Raw genomic sequence first — 13,496 nt, 5'->3', positions numbered from 1 at the left:
TCCCCGGCGTCGAAAATTCCGGCACCCCCTTGCATTGCGCCACGATACGTTCAAATCTTGAGGGGTGAAGGTAGCGAGGCCCTTTTCCGACGGAGATCGCCCATGTCCACCGCCCCAGACCAGTCCCTGCGTGCGTTCCTCAGACCCTACACCGCCAAGAGCGATCTGCGCGGCGCGCTGTCCTTCCTCGTCACCCTTGCGGTCTATGCCGCAGCCCTCATCGGCGGCGCGGTCCTTGCGGGGCAGGGGATGTGGCTTGCCGCTGCCCCGCTGGTCATTGTGCTCGCCTTCGCCTCGGTGCGGCTCTACGTGTTGCAGCACGATTGCGGGCATTATTCGCTCTTCGCCACACGCTGGCTGAACGATGCGGCGGGTTATCTCCTGTCGATCTTCTCGCTGACGCCGTTCCGGGTCATGCAGTACAATCACAACCTGCATCACGCCTATCTCGGCAATCTCGACCACCGCGAGACCACCGAGGTCTATACCATGACGTTGCGCGAATGGCAGGTGGCGCCGTGGTATACAAGGGCGTGGTATCGTCTCTACCGCAACCCGGCGGTGATGCTGTCGCTGGGCGGGATCGTGACCTATTTCTTTGCCTATCGCTGGCCGCGCAACACCCGCAAGGTCGGCATGCGCGGGGTGATCGCGCATAACCTGATGCTGGCGGGCTTTGTCGCGCTGGTCTGGCTCACGCTCGGCTGGGCGGGGGTCGGCGTGCTGGCGCTCAGCGCGGTGATCGCCGGGGTGATCGGGGTGTTCCTCGTCTACCTCCAGCACAATTTCGAAGAGACCTACTGGGATCGCAAGCCCGATCTCGATTTCCGCAAGGCGACGCTGGTGGGGTCAAGCTCGCTCGATCTCGGCTGGCTCTGGGATCTGGGCACCGGCAATATCGCCTATCACGATCTGCACCACTACAATCCGGGCATCCCGTCCTACAACCTGCGCCGCTGTCAGAACGATCTGCCCGATCCCCTGAAATCGCATGACGTGATCCGCTGGTCCGAGGCGATGAACAGTTTTCGGCTCAAGCTCTGGGATGAAGAGGCCGAGCGTCTTGTGCCCTTTCCGACAGACCGCCAGCCGCGCATGGCCTATCGCGCGCAGGATGCCCGGCTCGACATCTGACCTCTGCGCGCCTCACTCGCTCGCAGGCAGCAGCGTCGTCACGCCCACGGTCGCGGCGCGCGCCAGATCGGGATCGAGCGACATCGGGATATATTCCCCGCGCCGCCAGATCTGCGCCAGATCGTCGTAATGGCGGCTCAGGAAATGGCCGGATTGCCCGGTGGCGATGATGAAGACGCTGCTGTCGGGATCGGCGAAATCATAGACCCCGCGAAAGCCTGCGCCATGCACGTTCTGGAACGGATCGGGCCCGTCACCGCCGCGCGTGCGCCCGCGCAAAAGCGTGTTGTCGCCGCCCGATGTGGATTGCCGGATATTCACGAAGTAGCGCAGGAGCGGCACCTCTCCCAGCACCTGATGGTCATGCGTCGCCTGATGCGCATCGCCCCATCGCAGGCTTTCAAGCGAGGTGCCGTAGCGTTCCTCGATCCAGATCAGCGCATCGTCAAGCGCCATGCGCGAGATGTCCGAACAGGTCTCCTGCGCCGCTGACTGCTTGACGTTGCACCATTCGGCGGCCCCGTCGATATCGCGAAAGACGCGCTCGATAAAGACCGGATCGGGATGGTCGAAGTCGCGCGACAGCGGGCCGAGGTCGTCGCGAATGAGCCGGTCCATCAGCGCCCGCATCCAGGCGGCATAGATCAGCGGCTCGGGCAGATGCTCGTTCATCTCGCCGTTCCAGTCGGCGAGCATGGTAAGCGCGCGCTGGCGCAGGCGTTCGGGCGTGCCTTCGGGGGCGGCCTCGCCGGTGAACCACAGATCGGCCCCGATCAGCGGCAGGATCGAGCGGGCGGTAAAGCTGACGGTATCGAGCTGCGCCTCGATAAAGCTGTCGCGGGTATGCACCTCGCGGCTCTGCATCAGGCGGCGCCAGCGATGCACCCGCTGCGTGTCACCCCACAGATAGCTGACATGCATCGGAAACGGGCGATCCACCACCTTGTTGTTGGTATTGCCGAGGATGCCGCCCTTGGGGGCCACGAATTCAGGATTGGCCGCAAAGGGCAGCATGCCCTGCCAGCGGTTTTCCGGCAGCCAGCCGCGCGAGGGCATGCGCCCCTCGCTCTCGTGCCGGGCGCTGCGCCGGGGCATCGCGCCGATCAGGCGCAGGGCGATGGTGTCCTGATCGACCAGCGTCAGGTTCTGCGACGGCGCAATATAGAGTCGGCTCAACTCGATCGCCTCTTCCACCGACTGCGCGCGCATCAGCCCCATCGCCGAGGTCATCGTCGTGTCCTCACCGCTGAGTGCTGTCCAGGCGACCGAGGCCACGTGACCGGACGGTGTCACCTCTGAAAGCTTGTAGTGGCTGCCCGGCAGGACCGGGCCATTGTCGGTCCAGCGCAGGGTCAGGGTGACCGGATCGGCATCCTTGATCTCAATGATCGAGCGGGAGGTGCGAAAGCTCTTCCAGCCATCGGGCGTGCGATACTCGTCGGTGTTGTCGGGGTTCAACGCCTCGATGAACACGTCCTGATCGTCGAGATAGGACGAGGTCACCCCCCATCCCAGCCGCGCGCTGCGCCCGGTCAGGATTGCCGGAATGCCGGGGATGGTGCCGCCGATCACGCCGCCCGATTGCAGCTCCATCCGCGCCAGATACCAGATGTTCGGGGCCGAAAACCCCAGATGCGGATCATTGGCCAGCAGCGTGCCGCCCGCCGCCGACCGCGAGGGCGCGGCGGCAAAGGCGTTCGAGGCCCCGGCAAAGGCGCGCCGATTGAAGGGCGAGAGCGGATCACCGGTCAGGTCCGTCTCGGCCGCAGCATGGCGAAACTCGGCGCCGGGGAAGAGGCTGGCATATTCCGGCAGGGCGGCGATGCCGCTGCCCGGCGCGAGCGGCATGATATCCTCGAGCCGCGCGGCCTCGTCGAGCGCCAGCGAGGCGCGCGCGAAAAGCACCTCGTTCTCGAGATGACCCGAGAGTTGCACCGCCATCAGCTTGAGCATGGCAAGCGAATCCGCAGGCTGCCAGGGCGCGATCGGGGCATTGAACAGGAACTGCTCGGGCGCGCCGCGGCCCAGAGCCTCCTGATTGATCTCGGTGATCCGCGCATTGACGCCGTCGGAATAGGCCTTGAGCGCCGCCAGCGTTTCCGCGTCCTGCGCCGCCACCGATTGCCGCGCGAGGTTATAGAGATCGAAGCGGCGCATCGTGCTGTCGATCTTGACGGTGCGCGCGCCGAACACTTCCGACAGACGCCCCTGCACCGTGCGCCGCATGGTCATCATCTGCCACAGCCGGTCCTGTGCATGCGCATAGCCCAGCCCGAAGAAGGTATCGGCATCGTTGCTGCCGAAAACATGCGGCACATTGGCATTGTCGCGCACGATCTCGACCGGGCCTTCGAGCCCGCGCACCGCGAGCCGCTTGTCATAGTCGGGCAGCGAGCGCGACAGCAGCATATAGGCCAGCAGCACTGCCACCAGCGCCAGCACCACCACCGCGCCCGCCACGCGCAACAGCCCTTTGATCATCACCGCCACGGGGGTCGCCTCATCCGGGTTTCTGCTTGCATCTCCTGCGGGGATAGTCAGAAATCCCCCCTGAGACAATGGCAACACGCGATCAGGAGGAGAGAAGAATGGCAAAGCTGGCATTTCTGGGATTGGGCGTCATGGGCTATCCGATGGCGGGGCATCTTCAGGCGGCGGGCCATGATGTCTGCGTCTACAATCGCACGGCGCCCAAGGCCGAAAAATGGGCAGCCCAGCATGGCGGGCGGCACGCGCCGACCCCGCGCGAGGCGGCGCAGGGCGCCGAGTTCGTGATGGCCTGCGTCGGCAATGACGACGACCTGCGCAGCGTCTGCCTTGGCGGTGACGGAGCCTTTGCCGGGATGAGCGATGGCGCGATCTTCGTCGATCACACCACGGTCTCGTCCAAGGTCACGGCAGAGCTTTATGCCGGTGCCCGCGCAGGGGGGCAGCAATTCGTCGACGCGCCCGTGTCGGGGGGACAGGCGGGGGCCGAGAACGGCCAGCTGTCGATCATGTGTGGCGGCGATCAGGCGGCTTATGAGGCCGCCGAGCCGATCATGACCACCTATGCCAAGCTATGCCGCCGCATCGGCGAGAGCGGGGCGGGTCAGATGACCAAGATGTGCAACCAGATCGCGATCGCGGGACTGGTCCAGGGCCTCAGCGAGGCGCTGCATTTCGCCGAGAAGGCGGGGCTTGACGGGCGCGCGGTGGTCGAGGTGATCAGCCAGGGGGCGGCTGGCTCGTGGCAGATGAACAATCGCTACGAGACCATGCTCGATGACAAATGGGAGCACGGCTTCGCCGTCGACTGGATGCGCAAGGATCTGGGCATCTGTCTGTCGACCGCCGACGAGACCGGGGCGAGCCTGCCGATCACCGCACTGGTCGATCAGTTCTACAAGGACGTGCAGAAGATGGGCGGCGGGCGTTGGGACACCTCCAGCCTCTTCGCGCGCCTGCGCAAGCTGGGCTGAAACACCTGCGTCAGGCGATCTTGCGGTCGCCTGACAGCCATCTGCGGGTGTCGGTCACGTCGAAGACCAGCGAAATCGCATCGACCGCCAGAAGGATCAGCAGATACATCCGGTAGGCAGGCGCGATGTCCTGCGCCAGAAGCCACAGCACCAGCCCCAGCATCGGTGTCCAGATCAGCACATGCGGCAGCGCCATCAGCTTGGAAAAGCCGCGCTCGACCAGCATGATCACGCCGTTGAGCAGGATCGCCCCCACTGCCAGCACCGCGATCCAGAGGCCAAAAGGCTCGGACAGAAACGCCAGTGACGCGGCATTCACCGGCACGAGGATGAACGACACCCAGGCCTGCACCCAAAGCGGCAGGCGGCGATAGCTGTTCAAAATCTCCGAAATCATTGCGCCCCCTTGCTGTTTCTTTATGGCAAAAATACTCAAAAAGCCCGGCTGACGCCAGCAATCACGCCGTGCGCGGGCGCATCACCAGCCAAATGAGCGCCGCCCCCGCCAGCATCAGAAACGGCGCCATCGCAAGGTTGACCGCGGTCCAGCCCGCCTGCGCGGAGCTGCCCGAGCAGTTCATCAGCCCGCCCGAGGCGAGCGAGGCAAAGGTCACCCCGCCAAAGACCAGCAGGTCATTCAGCCCCTGCATGCGCCCGCGCTCATGCGGGGCATGCGCACCGGCGAGCATTGTGGTCGCGCCGATAAAGCCGAAATTCCAGCCCAGACCGAGCAGGATCAGCGCCACGAAGAAATGCTCCAGCTCCACGCCCGAGAGCGCCACCGCGCCCGCACCGGCAAGGATGATCAGCCCGGTGGCGACGATCTTTTCCACCCCGAAGCGCACGATCAGATGGCCGGTGAAGAACGACGGGATATACATCGCCAGCACATGCGCGGTGACGATATCGGCCGCGTTGCCCTCGTCAAAGCCGCAGCCCACCACGGCAAGCGGCGTCGAGGTCATCACCAGGTTCATCAGCGCGTAGGAGACCATGGCGCAGATCACCGCCACCGCGATGCGCGGGGTCTTCAGCAATTCCATGCGCGAGCGCCCGCGCGGCGCGTCCTCCGACGGAACGGGCGGCTTGGGGATGTCGAGCAGCAGGAACAGGAACGCCCCCGCAAGATTGAGCGCAATGACCGCCAGATAGGTGCCGAAGAACGAGATCACCATCGCCTGCGACGTGAGCTTGACCAGCTGCGGCCCGATGATCGCGCTCAGAAGGCCCCCGGCCATGACATAGGAGATCGCCTTGGGGCGGAAGGTTTCGCTGGCGGTGTCGGCGGCGGCGAAGCGGTAGAAGCCCTGCGCCGACATGTAGGTGCCGGTGATGAAACTGCCCGCCAGAAAGATCGGGAACGACGCCACGTAGAGGCCATAGGCCCCGACAAGCCCGCCAATCGCCCCCGCAAGCGCCCCGATCATGAAGCCTGCGCGGCGGCCATAGCGCTGCATCATATGCGACACCGGCGTGGCCGAGAGCATCGAGCCCAGCACGATCAGCGAAATCGGCAATGTGGCGAAACAGACATTCGAGGCCAGCGATTGCCCGGCGAGGCCGCCCACCACGAAGATCATCGGCATCTGCGCGCCAAGGATCGCCTGTGCCGCCACCAGAACGGCCACGTTGCGCTTGGCGCGACTGTCGTCGATATGCAGGGCGGCATCGGTCATGGCCAGATTGCTAGACCCGGGGCCGAGGAGGTGCAAGAGGCATTGCGGCGTGGCTGCGCGGATCACCCCGGCTGCGGGGCCGGGCCCGGTTTCGGGCGAAAGCGGCGGAACCACGCCTCGAGCGTGCGAAAGCTGATCTCGGCGATCAGGACCGATAGCAGGCTGTAGGCTGCAAGCAGCGCCCAGTCATTCGCGACCCCGGCAAGACCAAAGGCGCGGTTGGCGATGTCGAGCGCGATCAGGTGATAGAGATAGATACCATAGCTGATGGCGCCGACGCGGGCGATCAGGGGCAGGCGCAGCAGGCGCAGCCCGGCATTGTCCTCGCGCAGGACGAGCGCGGCGAGGGTCGCGGTCATCAGCGTGTGTATGAGCAGGTTGGGCCAGCCGCGGATCTCGACCGGGGTGAGGTGGATGGCGAGCGCGAGCAGCATAAAACCTGCCAGCGCGGTCCAGCGCCCACTCAGCACGCGGGCGGCCAGCGCATGACCGCGCCGATCATCGAGCGCGAGCGCCAGCAGCGCGCCCATGACGATCGGCGCATAGGTGGCATTGGGCAGCTTCAGGATCAGCGGGCCAATCTGTGGCGCGGTGAGGCCGAAAATCCCGATGCTGCCCAGCACATTCGCCGCCGCCACGATCAGCGCCAGCCAGACCAGCGGGCGGCGGGTGAACAGCAGCATCAGCAGCGGCCAGATCAGGTAAAACTGCTCTTCGACCGAGAGCGACCAGGTGATCGACAGCGTCGGGATGTGGTCGGTCAGGAAGTTTGACAGGAAGAGGTAGTAAAACGGCACCAGGTCGGCGAGATCTGAGCGCCCCTTGAGCCCGACATAGAAGAACGACACCGCCGAGACCACGACGACATAGACCGGCAGGATGCGCAGCGCGCGGCGGAAGTAGAAATCACGGAGCGAGAATTGCCCGTATTCACGCGCCTCGCGCAGCAGGAGCGTGGTGATCAGAAAGCCGCTGAGCACGAAGAAGAAATCGACGCCGAGAAAGCCGCGCGAGAGAATCTGTATCGCTTGCAGGTCGCCGGGGGTGGCATGATGCCAGAGCACCATCGAGATGCAGACGAAGCGCAGCCCGTCGAGATTGGCGAAATGGCGACGCTCCAGATAGCCGCGAAATTCCAAATGCATCTTCCCGCGTGTCAGCGCCCCCGAAATCAGAGCCTACTGTGACGCGGCTGTCCGGGCAAGCGCGACCGGGGGGTTGCACCGGAAACAATGCTGCAATGCGGCAGAAACAGGTTGGCTTTTGGCCTGGGGGCGGCTAAAGACTGCCCCCAATCAACCGGACCGCGGGTGCAAGTCCTGCGGTGGCTCTTCCGGCCGCTTATCCGCCGGATCATTTGAACCTGCACATGACGCGCAATCGGGCCGGGTACGGCTGGCCGGATCAGGGACGGATTTCACATGATTTCACTCGATGCCTATCGGGCACAATGGTTTGGCAATCTCCGGGGCGATGTGCTCTCGGGTCTGGTGGTGGCGCTTGCGCTGATCCCCGAGGCGATTGCCTTTTCGATCATCGCAGGCGTAGACCCCAAGGTCGGGCTCTATGCCAGTTTCTCGATCGCTGTGATCACGGCGATCACCGGCGGGCGGCCGGGCATGATTTCGGCGGCGACGGCGGCGACGGTGGTGCTGATGGTGACGCTGGTGCGCGATCATGGGCTGGAATACCTGCTCGCGGCGACGGTGCTTGCGGGGCTTATCCAGATCGGGATGGGGGTGCTGCGGCTGGGGTTCGTGATGCGCTATGTGTCGAAATCGGTGATGACCGGGTTCGTCAACGCGCTGGCGATCCTGATCTTTCTGGCGCAATTGCCCGAGCTTGATCCGCGCACAGTGACGTGGATCACATATCTGCTGGTCGCCGCCGGGCTTGGGATCATCTATCTCTTTCCGCTCTTGACCAAGGCGGTGCCCTCGCCGCTGGTGACGATCATCGTGCTGACGGTGTTGGCCTATCTGCTTGGCCTCGATGTGCGCACGGTGGGTGATATGGGCGATCTGCCCGACACCCTGCCGGTGTTCCTCATTCCCGACATTCCTCTCAGCTTCGAGACGCTGATGATCATCCTGCCCTATTCGGTTGCGGTGGCCGTTGTGGGCCTGCTCGAAAGCCTTATGACGCAGAACATCGTGGATGATCTGACAGACACCAAATCGAACCGCTCTCAGGAGATGGTCGGGCAGGGGATCGCCAATACCGCGACCGGTTTCATCGGCGGCATGGCGGGTTGCGCGATGATCGGGCAGTCTATCATCAACGTCAAATCCGGCGGGCGCGGGCGGCTGTCGAGCTTTGCCGCCGGTGTGTTCCTGCTGATCATGGTCGTGGGGCTGGGCGATGTGGTGAGCATGATCCCGATGGCGGCGCTTGTGGCGATCATGATCATGGTCTCGATCGGCACGTTTTCCTGGTCCTCGATCAGGAACCTGCGCGAGCATCCGCGCTCATCCTCGATCGTGATGATCGCAACGGTGGTGACGGTGGTCTATACCCACAACCTCGCCATCGGGGTGCTGGTGGGGGTGCTCTTGTCGGGCATCTTCTTTGCCGGCAAGATCGCGCAGCTTTTCCGGGTCACCAGCGAGGCATCGAAGGATGGGCGGATACGCACCTACCGGGTCGAGGGGCAGTTGTTCTACGGCTCGGTCGAGGACTTCATGAATGCCTTTGATTTCAAGGAGGCGCTGGATAAGGTCGTGATCGACGTGAGTGCTGCGCATATATGGGATATCTCCTCGGTGCAGGCGCTCGACATGGCGGTGCTGAAATTCCGCCGTGACGGGGCCGAGGTGGAGATCAGGGGCATGAACGAGGCCTCGGAGACGATTGTCGACAAGCTGGCGGTCCATGACAAGCCGGGTGCCATCGACACCCTGATGTCGCATTGAGGGAGGGTAAGTCATGACGGAAAAGGTGATCGCACTGGTGGATGGGTCGGTCTATTCGGCCTCGGTCTGCGAGCATGCGGCCTGGATCGCGCAGCGCACCGGCGCACCGGTGGAACTGTTGCATGTGCTGGGGCGGCGCGAGGCGGTGGACAAGCAGGATCTCTCGGGCTCGATCAAGCTGGGCGCACGCACGGCGCTGCTCGAGGAACTGGCGGCGCTGGACGAACAGCGCGCCAAGCTGGTGGCGCATCGCGGCCGGGCGATCCTGGAGGATGCGCGCGCCATTCTGGAAAAGGCCGAGGTCAACGAGATCACCACCCGGCTGCGTCATGGCGATATCGTCGAGACGGTGGCCGAGGTCGAGAAAGACGCGCGTGTCATCCTGATCGGCAAGCGCGGCGAGGCCGCCGATTTCGCCAAGGGCCATCTGGGATCGAATCTCGAACGCATCGTGCGCGCCAGCCACAAGCCGGTTTTCGTGGCCGCCCGCGCCTTCAAACCCATCGAAAAGGTGCTGGTGGCCTATGACGGCGGCACCTCGGCGATGAAGGCGGTGGACCATATCGCGCGCAGCCCGCTTTTCGCCGGGCTCAAGGTGCATGTGGTGACCGTGGGCCATACCACGCCTGAGATCAAGAAAGGGCTGGAAGATGCCCGCGCGCTGCTCGAGGCGGCGGGCATCGAGGCCGAGACCGGCGTGGTCGCGGGCCAGCCCGAGACGGCATTGGGCAAGCTGGTGGACGAGGCCGATTTCGACATGGTGGTGATGGGCGCCTATGGCCATAGCCGCATCCGCAGCCTGATCATCGGCTCGACCACCACCGAGATGGTGCGCTCGTGCAAGGTGCCGGTGGTGCTGATGCGCTGAGGCCGAACGGGGCTTAGCGATCGGCGCGCAACTGGTCGAGAACCGGATCGCGCGCCAGCACCAGACGCCAGAAATTCGCCTCCGCGTGCACGAGATTGCGCGCCGGGCTGTCGGGGTCCGCGCCGGTGGTGATGACCTTGGCCATATCGGCCAGAACCTCGGGGTTCTGCCGGAAATAGCCGTGGCTCGACTGCGCGGTGACCGCGCTCACATTGATGAAATGCACGTTCCGGATGCGCCGGAAGATCTCGCGCTCGGCCTCGCCCAACTGGTCATAGGACAGTCGGCCAAAGCGGGTGCCCGCCATCAGGAGCTGGGCAAAGCCAAGCGCGCTGTCGTCGGGGTTCATGTAGACCGTGATCCGGCCAAAGGCGGGGCCGAAGCGTTCCGCGATCAGCCGCTGCCGAACCACCGAGAAATCGAGATCGGGCGCCGCGAGGATCAGCGTCTGGACCCGCAGGCTGTCACGCGGATTGCGCCCGGCGGCACGCGCCTCGATCACCAACTCGCGCAGCGCGGTGGTCACCACGTCGCTGCCCCGGCTATGGGCCACGATATGGATGCGCCCCAGCCCGGGCAGGCTGCTCAGCAGGCGCAGCGTTTCCTTGAGGTGAAAGATCGAGAACTCGCCGCTCTCGCGGTCCTTGAAATAGCCGAACGGGCCGGGATTGCCCGAGGGCCAGCTATAGGCCACCGGCAGCGCCTGCCGGTCGGTCGCCTGCCAGAGCCGGGCCGTGGTCTCCAGCGTGTTCTCGAAACTGCTGTTGAAGCCGTGTACATAGAGCAGGATGTCGCGGTCGGGCGTGGCGCGCAGGGCCTGCCCGAGCGTGGCACGCATCTGGGCGCTTGCGGCCTCGTAGCGGCGGCTGGCCTCCGGGTCGGGCACGATCACGCCCGCCGCCTGCGAAAACGGCAGGGGCGTCGCCGGAAAGCGCAGCAGCTCGCGCACTGCGCGCAACTCGGGACGGGGGCTCTCGGTGTCGATCTTAGCGATGCCAAAGCCCATGGCCGCATCGCGGCGCGGCGTATAGGTGATCACCCCCGCCTGCGTGGCCGTCGTGGCGCGGTCGGTGACATAGAAGAGCGGCGCTTGCGGGTCCGCATCCCCCGGCATCACCGGCAGCGCCGTGGTTCCGCCACAGGCCATAAGCCCGCACAGGGCCATGATCGAGACAAGACGCGCGCAAAGACGCATGATCGACCCCCCGCGATGCTCCGACGCCGTCCACTATGACGCATCCCGCGCCCCGGACAAGGGGCGATGCCCCGGAGGGCGCCGATCTGACTGTGGCTCTCGAACGCGTGCAGACCATTGCCCCTGCCGCCCATGACGGCTATCACCACCCCCGATCCACCCCCCAACCCAGCGGAGCGGCACGACCATGGCAGCCTATCAATACGTCTATCACATGCAGGGCGTCTCCAAGACCTATCCCGGCGGCAAGAAATGCTTCGAGAACATCCATCTCAGCTTTCTGCCGGGCGTGAAGATCGGCGTCGTCGGTGTGAATGGTTCGGGCAAATCCACGCTGATGCGGATCATGGCCGGCATCGACACCGATTTCACCGGCGAGGCCTGGGCCGCGACGGGGGCAAAGGTCGGCTACCTGCCGCAGGAGCCGCAGCTTGATGAGAGCCTCACCGTGCGTGAGAACGTCATGCTGGGCGTCGCGGGAAAGAAGGCCAAGCTCGACCGTTTCAACGAGCTGGCGATGAACTACTCCGATGACACCGCCGACGAGATGGCCGCCCTTCAGGACGAGATCGACAGCGACAACCTGTGGGATCTCGACAGCCAGATCGACGTTTCGATGGAGGCGCTGCGCTGCCCGCCCGATGACGCCGATGTCACCACCCTCTCGGGTGGCGAGAGGCGCCGCGTGGCGCTCTGCAAGCTGCTGCTCGAGGCGCCCGACATGCTGCTGCTTGACGAGCCGACCAACCACCTCGACGCCGAAACCATCGCCTGGCTGCAACAGCACCTGATCGAGTACAAGGGCACGATCCTGATCGTCACCCATGACCGCTATTTCCTCGACAACATCACCAGCTGGATTCTCGAGCTAGACCGCGGCCGCGGCATCCCCTACGAGGGCAACTACTCGGCCTGGCTGGAGCAAAAGGCCAAGCGGCTGGAGCGCGAGGCCAAGGAAGACAAGTCCAAGCAGAAGACGCTGGAGCGCGAACTGGAATGGATGCGGCAGGGCGCCAAGGCCCGCCAGGCCAAGCAGAAGGCCCGGATCAACGCCTATAACGAACTGGCGGGCCAGTCCGAGCGCGAACGCGTCGGACGCGCGCAGATCGTCATCCCCAACGGGCCCCGTCTGGGCAGTAAGGTGATCGAGGTCGAGGGGCTGAAAAAGGCCATGGGCGACAAGCTCCTGATCGAGGATCTCAGCTTTTCGCTGCCCCCCGGCGGCATTGTCGGCGTGATCGGCCCCAACGGGGCCGGCAAATCGACGCTCTTCAGGATGCTGACCGGGCAGGAGAAACCGGACGAAGGCCGCATCGAGTATGGCGATACGGTCGAGCTGTCTTACGTCGATCAGTCCCGCGACGACCTCAAGGCCGATGAGACGGTGTGGGAGGCGATCTCGGGCGGCGCCGAGATCATTCAACTGGGCGATGCCCAGATGAACTCCCGCGCCTATTGCGGCGCGTTCAACTTCAAGGGCGGCGACCAGCAGAAAAAGGTCTCGCTGCTCTCGGGCGGCGAGCGCAACCGCGTCCACATGGCGCGGCTGCTGAAAGACGGCGGCAACGTGCTGCTGCTCGACGAGCCGACCAACGACCTCGACGTCGAAACCCTGCGCGCCTTGGAAGACGCCTTGGTGGATTTCGCCGGCTGCGCCGTGGTCATCTCCCACGACCGCTTTTTCCTCGACCGCATCTGCACGCATATGCTCGCCTTCGAGGGCGACGCGCATGTGGAATGGTTCGAGGGCGATTTCTCGGCCTACGAGGAAGACAAGAAGCGCCGGCTGGGGCCGGATGCGCTCGAGCCGAAGCGGGTGAAGTACAAGAAGTTTGCGAGGTAATCGTCATCCCGACTTGATCGGGGATCTGTTGGCCATGGAGATCCTCGGGTCAAGCCCGAGGATGACATCCAAACGGCGCGGCATGCTGGAGGCATGCTTTCAGCATGACGACCGCGCGGCGGCCTGCGACCTTGATTCCGCGCGGGCTTCGCGTATGACTACGGTCCGGTTCGCGAGAGGTGCCGTTCAAACACGTGAAAGGTGGGCGCCGATATGAAACTGCATTTGATCCCCGACATGACAACCGATGAGGAGGCCGAAGCCATCCTTGAGCAAGACCTGTTCAACCTCGATTTCACCCAATTCCGGCCACTGGACCGGAACCGGCAGAACGACCCCGCCGGAGAACGGGAAGGAGACCCGTGCAACGCGACCCAAACTCCCCGTCATCCTCGGGCTTGACCCGA

11 protein-coding genes and 1 other annotated feature are annotated in these 13,496 nt (G+C 64.5%); of the genes, 6 read left to right on the top strand and 5 right to left on the bottom strand.

Translation table 11 applies throughout. The features are described 5' to 3' along the window. Positions 1-102: 102 nt before the first annotated feature. Positions 103-1,134, top strand: coding sequence for a fatty acid desaturase (locus ACSSV4_RS11875; RefSeq protein ID WP_454275362.1), 1,032 nt, complete (start codon positions 103-105; stop codon positions 1,132-1,134). A gap of 12 nt (positions 1,135-1,146) precedes the next feature. Here the strand turns inward: ACSSV4_RS11875 and ACSSV4_RS11870 are convergent, their stop codons facing one another. After that, positions 1,147-3,615 (bottom strand): penicillin acylase family protein, encoded by a 2,469-nt coding sequence (locus tag ACSSV4_RS11870; protein WP_454275489.1) that lies wholly within the window; start codon positions 3,613-3,615, stop codon positions 1,147-1,149. 107 nt (positions 3,616-3,722) lie between these two features. Here ACSSV4_RS11870 and ACSSV4_RS11865 point away from each other — a divergent pair, with 107 nt between their 5' ends. Continuing rightward, the gene (locus ACSSV4_RS11865; protein ID WP_454275361.1) at positions 3,723-4,595 is read left to right on the top strand and encodes an NAD(P)-dependent oxidoreductase; all 873 of its coding nucleotides are present in this window, start codon (positions 3,723-3,725) and stop codon (positions 4,593-4,595) included. Between the two features lie 10 nt (positions 4,596-4,605). On the opposite strand, the gene ACSSV4_RS11860 is transcribed toward ACSSV4_RS11865, so the two are convergent. The 3 genes from ACSSV4_RS11860 to ACSSV4_RS11850 form a co-directional block, all read right to left on the bottom strand. Beyond that, entirely contained in the window at positions 4,606-4,992 is a 387-nt protein-coding gene (locus ACSSV4_RS11860) for a hypothetical protein (RefSeq protein WP_454275360.1), read from the bottom strand. 61 nt (positions 4,993-5,053) lie between these two features. Next, complete coding sequence (locus ACSSV4_RS11855) at positions 5,054-6,271, bottom strand: MFS transporter (RefSeq protein ID WP_454275359.1); 1,218 nt, start codon at positions 6,269-6,271, stop codon at positions 5,054-5,056. 62 nt (positions 6,272-6,333) lie between these two features. Continuing rightward, positions 6,334-7,416: an acyltransferase family protein gene (locus tag ACSSV4_RS11850; RefSeq protein WP_454275358.1), complete on the bottom strand. Its 1,083-nt coding sequence runs from the start codon at positions 7,414-7,416 to the stop codon at positions 6,334-6,336. A 153-nt stretch (positions 7,417-7,569) separates the two neighbouring features. Continuing rightward, positions 7,570-7,629, top strand: a sequence feature (sul1 is cis-regulatory element that is thought to sense ions involved in sulfur or methionine metabolism; They are found in Alphaproteobacteria). Positions 7,630-7,692: 63 nt separating this feature from the next. On the opposite strand from ACSSV4_RS11850, the gene ACSSV4_RS11845 reads away from it, so the two are divergent. Both ACSSV4_RS11845 and ACSSV4_RS11840 read left to right on the top strand, forming a co-directional pair. Continuing rightward, complete coding sequence (locus tag ACSSV4_RS11845) at positions 7,693-9,183, top strand: SulP family inorganic anion transporter (RefSeq protein ID WP_454275357.1); 1,491 nt, start codon at positions 7,693-7,695, stop codon at positions 9,181-9,183. A 13-nt stretch (positions 9,184-9,196) separates the two neighbouring features. Continuing rightward, positions 9,197-10,051, top strand: a complete 855-nt coding sequence (locus ACSSV4_RS11840) for a universal stress protein (RefSeq protein ID WP_454275356.1) — start codon at positions 9,197-9,199, stop codon at positions 10,049-10,051. A 13-nt stretch (positions 10,052-10,064) separates the two neighbouring features. Here the strand turns inward: ACSSV4_RS11840 and ACSSV4_RS11835 are convergent, their stop codons facing one another. Then, positions 10,065-11,246 (bottom strand): alpha/beta hydrolase, encoded by a 1,182-nt coding sequence (locus ACSSV4_RS11835; RefSeq protein WP_454275355.1) that lies wholly within the window; start codon positions 11,244-11,246, stop codon positions 10,065-10,067. Between the two features lie 187 nt (positions 11,247-11,433). Between ACSSV4_RS11835 and ettA the strand changes: the two genes are divergently transcribed. Together ettA and ACSSV4_RS11825 are read left to right on the top strand one after the other, a co-directional pair. Continuing rightward, on the top strand, positions 11,434-13,089 hold the full coding sequence (ettA, locus tag ACSSV4_RS11830) for an energy-dependent translational throttle protein EttA (protein WP_454275354.1): 1,656 nt from the start codon (positions 11,434-11,436) through the stop codon (positions 13,087-13,089). Between the two features lie 213 nt (positions 13,090-13,302). After that, entirely contained in the window at positions 13,303-13,491 is a 189-nt protein-coding gene (locus tag ACSSV4_RS11825; RefSeq protein WP_454275353.1) for a hypothetical protein, read from the top strand. The last annotated feature ends 5 nt before the right edge of the window (positions 13,492-13,496 follow it).

The organism is Roseovarius sp. MBR-154 (assembly GCF_053628595.1).
Note: the sequence above shows the minus strand (reverse complement) of the source record. Positions and strands in the feature narration are given on the sequence as shown.

Excerpts from the sequence above, each read along its gene's own strand:
- ACSSV4_RS11845 (WP_454275357.1), top strand. The coding sequence starts at position 7,693 with ATGATTTCACTCGATGCCTATCGGGCACAATGGTTTGGCAATCTCCGG.
- ACSSV4_RS11840 (WP_454275356.1), top strand. The coding sequence starts at position 9,197 with ATGACGGAAAAGGTGATCGCACTGGTGGATGGGTCGGTCTATTCGGCC.
- ACSSV4_RS11865 (WP_454275361.1), top strand. The coding sequence starts at position 3,723 with ATGGCAAAGCTGGCATTTCTGGGATTGGGCGTCATGGGCTATCCGATG.
- ACSSV4_RS11875 (WP_454275362.1), top strand. The coding sequence starts at position 103 with ATGTCCACCGCCCCAGACCAGTCCCTGCGTGCGTTCCTCAGACCCTAC.
- ACSSV4_RS11835 (WP_454275355.1), bottom strand. The coding sequence starts at position 11,246 with ATGCGTCTTTGCGCGCGTCTTGTCTCGATCATGGCCCTGTGCGGGCTT.
- ACSSV4_RS11860 (WP_454275360.1), bottom strand. The coding sequence starts at position 4,992 with ATGATTTCGGAGATTTTGAACAGCTATCGCCGCCTGCCGCTTTGGGTG.
- ACSSV4_RS11870 (WP_454275489.1), bottom strand. The coding sequence starts at position 3,615 with ATGATCAAAGGGCTGTTGCGCGTGGCGGGCGCGGTGGTGGTGCTGGCG.
- ettA (WP_454275354.1), top strand. The coding sequence starts at position 11,434 with ATGGCAGCCTATCAATACGTCTATCACATGCAGGGCGTCTCCAAGACC.
- ACSSV4_RS11855 (WP_454275359.1), bottom strand. The coding sequence starts at position 6,271 with ATGACCGATGCCGCCCTGCATATCGACGACAGTCGCGCCAAGCGCAAC.
- ACSSV4_RS11825 (WP_454275353.1), top strand. The coding sequence starts at position 13,303 with ATGAAACTGCATTTGATCCCCGACATGACAACCGATGAGGAGGCCGAA.
- ACSSV4_RS11850 (WP_454275358.1), bottom strand. The coding sequence starts at position 7,416 with ATGCATTTGGAATTTCGCGGCTATCTGGAGCGTCGCCATTTCGCCAAT.